Raw genomic sequence first — 579 nt, forward strand, 5'->3', positions numbered from 1 at the left:
CGCCGGCCCGGCGACCCTTCTCCACGAACTCCGACACGCTCGAGCGCAGCCGGGCCGCGTTGTCCTCGTTTAGGTCGATCTCATAGCTCACGCCGTCCAAGGAGAACGTCACCGTCTCCGACGCAGAAGAACCATCGATGTCGTCCACCAGGACCACGTTCACGTGCTGAGCCACGTCGGGCACCGCTCTCTCTAAGCCGAACCAGGAATGGGCCTTCCCATCCTGGCCCAGGAGACAACGGATCACCGCACCCAGGCAGGCTTACCGCCCCCGGACAGCACTTCGTTGGGGCTCAGCCAGTCTCTGCGGGCACGGTCAACCCAGCTTGGGTCCATCCACATCGCGTCACAGGCTGTGTCGAGGTCGACCGTCAATCACTGCCGCCGCTCAGCCCGGGCTGCTGCGTGAGTCACATTCGCAGCTGCTGCTGGTATCCGGCATCGCGTCGATGACGGGACCGCAGCGGCAGCCGGCCGCGCCCCTGGACAGATGCGTCCGGGAACGGCGCTGGTGTCAGCTACGCCTACCTGTGCAGGTGCGCGAGGCTGCGCCTATGAGTCGACTTGATGCGGTGTTCG

At 65.6% G+C, this 579-nt stretch carries 1 protein-coding gene; it reads right to left on the minus strand.

The window, feature by feature from the left end; translation table 11 throughout:
* The coding region (locus tag WCS02_RS21015) for a histone-like nucleoid-structuring protein Lsr2 (RefSeq protein WP_340296245.1) at positions 1-175 on the minus strand (175 nt) is incomplete at its 3' end.
* Between the last annotated feature and the right edge of the window lie 404 nt (positions 176-579).

The sequence above is a fragment of the Aquipuribacter hungaricus genome, from assembly GCF_037860755.1.
In the GTDB taxonomy this organism is placed as follows: Bacteria; Actinomycetota; Actinomycetes; order Actinomycetales; family JBBAYJ01; genus Aquipuribacter; species Aquipuribacter hungaricus.